The organism is Mesonia hippocampi (assembly GCF_014197445.1).
Taxonomy (GTDB): domain Bacteria; phylum Bacteroidota; class Bacteroidia; order Flavobacteriales; family Flavobacteriaceae; genus Mesonia; species Mesonia hippocampi.
Genome location: NZ_JACIFO010000024.1, coordinates 1 through 3949, shown reverse-complemented (window position 1 = coordinate 3949; position 3949 = coordinate 1). Strand labels below are relative to the sequence as shown.

Annotated in this window: 1 protein-coding gene; it reads right to left on the bottom strand. The window is 35.0% G+C overall.

Translation table 11 applies throughout. The features are described 5' to 3' along the window. A partial coding sequence (locus GGR32_RS11940; protein ID WP_221403742.1) for a beta strand repeat-containing protein occupies positions 1–3548 on the bottom strand: 3548 nt, incomplete at its 3' end. Between the last annotated feature and the right edge of the window lie 401 nt (positions 3549–3949).

The window sequence follows — 3949 nt, the reverse complement described above, 5'->3', positions numbered from 1 at the left end:
GCTCCTTCAGGAAGCTCGGTTAATTGACCGGTGGCATTGGCATTGCTTAAGAATAGTAAATCTCCGTGATTGGTTAAACTTGTTTGGAAACTTAACTCTCCTAATACAGATAGGCTTGCTCCTGGGTTGATTACAATACTGTAAGCTTCTGCTGAGTTTGTAGCAGCAACCAAAGGTTGGTTGGTAACTTGGTCTATAACGGCATTGGTGGTAGTGCTAGGCAATCCACTTGTCCAGTTTCCTGCGGTATGCCAGTCGGTATTTATGTTACCTGTCCAATAGGTTTTTATTCCATGATGTTCAAAAGCTCCAATATCTATAGTACTACCAAACAAACGTGTATTTCCTGCTAAGTCGGTATCGTTATTTAGGTCTCCACCTGCGTTGGTGTAAGCGGTGTTATCTCCTGCATCTATGGCAGGGCTTCCATCTCGCAGGCTAAAGTCTAATGAGTTTATAAATAAAGGGTCTGCATCTAGGTTATTTCCGTTATCTATTCCAAGATTGGTATCCCACACTCCATTAAGCGTACTAGCATATACAATAGAGTGGCTAAAGTTAGGAGAACTATTGGTGCTATTAATTATTTCGCTTGTTGTATTCCCATAAATAATACTATTTTTAATAGTTGGCGAGCTTTCATAATTATAAATCCCACTTCCAGCATTGCTACCACCACGAGCGTAATTCCTACTAATCGTTGTATTTATTATATTAGATGAACTTGTAGTATTAAAAATACCTCCTCCTCTATTAGAAGTATTAGAAACAATACGGGTATTTATAATTTCTGGTACGCTATTCGCTTGGTTATAAATTCCGCCGCCATTGGCACTAACACTATTACTTTTGATAACAGAATTTAAAATAACTGGAGAACTCGTGTTATTAAAAATTCCGCCTCCATTTCCAGTAGCAGTGTTACGACTGATATCCGAATTAACAATGTTTAGAGAGCTTGTTTCATTATAAATTCCGCCGCCTTGTTGTCGTCCTCGGTTATTACTAATCTTTACATCCCTAATGTTTAGAGAACTCGTTTCATTATAAATTCCTCCACCGAATGCGTCAGCGTAATTATTTTCAATAGTCGTATTTAGAATGTTGGACGAGCTATTATTGGTATAAATTCCTCCGCCATTATTTAAAGCTTCGTTATAGGAAATTTCTGTATTTACAATGCTAGGAGAAGCATTTATGGTATAAATTCCACCACCATTACTGTTATTAACATTATTATTGTTTACTGTAACTTGAGCATACCCACTCGCTGACCCTCCTGTAATATAAAAGCCATCTATTAAGGCATTGCCTACATCTCCTGAGGAGATAAGTATATTATAATTGTTATTATTTATGTAGCCATCCCCTTGAAACTCTCCACTTAAAACACTACCAGCTGTAGAATGAAGGTATCTAAGATGGGTTAAATCGGTAATGTTGTTAGCGGGATCAAAACCTCCGTATAGTTGTACGTTTTTAACCATTACAAAGGCATTATTACGGTTACCGTTGTAAGTATATTGACCATCTTCAGCATGATACTCTGGCACATACATTCCTTGTGCTACATATATTTGTAAGCTATCGTTTTGTAGCCAATTGTTATCTGCATCATGTCGAGTTCTAGCCCATTTTAAGGCATCGGAAAGTTCTGGAATAGCATTAGCCCAAGAGTCTCCTGCTTGTGTACCTCCTACTACATTTTTGTCTACATAAAGAATATTACTAATATTAGGTATAGGAGTAACATTTTGATACTCTATAGCTCCCATATCTATACTATTATCAGATAAACGAGAACTTCCTAATAAATCCGTGTCATTTAGTATATCTCCTGTATAAAGACTGTTATCACCAGTATTTATGACAGGGCTATTTTCCTGCAACTTAAAATTACGGCTATTAGGGTTTTTAAATAAGGGGTTTGCGTCTATATTATTTCCACTATTAGTTCCTAAATTAGTATTCCAAATACCATTAGGTTTACTGTTTTGTATAAGAGAAGCTTCATAGGCAGGAGCACTCGTATCAAAATTTTTCGCTTGATCTGGGGCGTTCCCGTAAATAATACTGTTTTTAAAACTCGGCGCAGAGGTATTATAATTAACCATCCCACCACCATCATAAGTGGCATTATTATATATAACATTAGAGTTAATAATACTAGGGGCGCTATTAGAAAGATTCATAAGCCCTCCTCCATTATAATTTACGAAATTATGAGCAATAATTGAATTTAAAATAGTTGGCGAACTACTATTATTACATATTCCTCCTCCATTATCTGCAGAGTTATTAGTAATGCTTGTGGCCGAAATATTAGGTGCGCTATTACTTCCATTAAAAATTCCTCCACCTTGGCTACTTGCACTATTATAATCAATATGTACATTTATGATACTGGGAGAACTTCCATTATTGTAAATCCCGCCTCCATAAGTAGCTTCATTTCCGTAAAGTACTGTATTCGAGATACCAGGAGAACTTGTATTGTTATAAATTCCACCACCATAAGCGGATTCATTTTCCTTAATTTCTGTATCTATAATAGTAGGTGAACTTGTAATATTACAAATTCCTCCACCAAAATCAGCAGCGTAATTATAAGCTATTTCCGTGTCTGAAATGCTAGGCGAACTATTTACGTTATTATAAATTCCACCTCCCTGTACAGAGGAATTGCTTCTAATTTTTACATTTGTAATACTAGGTGAGCCTCCGTAGTTATAAATCCCGCCTCCATAAACGGATTTATTTTGCATAACTTCTATATTTTCAATATTAGAAGAATTGTAAAAACTCATAATTCCTCCACCACTAACAGCCTCATTTCTGCTAATGTATACATTTGTAATACTAGGGGAAGAAGAAAAATTAATAATTCCTGCTCCAAAACCTCGATTAACACTTGTGTTATTTACAGCAATATAGCTTTCAGAATCATCTGCATTTCCAGAAATGATATTAAAACCATCTATTAGTGCATTACCAACATCTCTTGTAGAAATAATTACATGGTGAGCATTCTCGCCATTATTATGAAAAGTTGGTTCAGTTTGAGTTTCTGTCATATAATCGTCATCATTAAAGTCACCACTTAGAGTAGTTTCATAGTATAATGAATAATAACGCTGATGACTAAGGTCTGTAATGCCATTTTCTGGATCAAAGTTTCCATAAAGCTGTACATTTTTAACCATTACAAAGGCGTTATCGCGGTTACCGCTAACACTGTAATTTCCATCCCCTGCATTATACAGAGGCTTGTATGTACCTTTGGCCACATAAATTTGCAAGCTGTCATTTTGTAGCCAACTGTTGTTGGCATCGTGTTGTGTTCTTGCCCATTTTAAGGCATCGGCAAGTTCAGGGATAGCGTTAGCCCAAGAGTTTCCAGTTTGTGTACCTCCTACTACATTTTTGTTTACATAGAGAATATTACTGGTACTCGGGGTTTGCGCTGTAAGCGTACAAGTAGCCCATAATGCAAACAATAAAGTAAACATGCTTTTAGCGTGCCGTTGTGTTTGGTAATAATGTTTCATGTTTTTGATTAATTATTTTTATATGAAATTTTAAGGTTCTATTAAATACTTTTTAATGACGTTGTTTTTCAACAAGTATGCTTCTTGTTTTTTTAAACAGTAATTTTTATATGTTCATTTACTAAATCAACAAAAATATAGTTCGACTTGTATTTTTAAGGTGTTTAAAAGGGGGACAAAAAGGGGACAAATCCCCTAACCAAACCCAACACACTAACAAACAAGCAGTAACACAGCTGTTGTTTTCAACTTATTAGCTCTTATTTTTATAATTAATGACACAAAAGAAATTGATTTGTTTTTTATCTCAAAAAAAACAGCGTTACAAAATCGTTACAGTTTATAAGTAACTAAAAATGTATTGATTAAATATAGGTTTAATAAAACCAAAACTGTTGGTT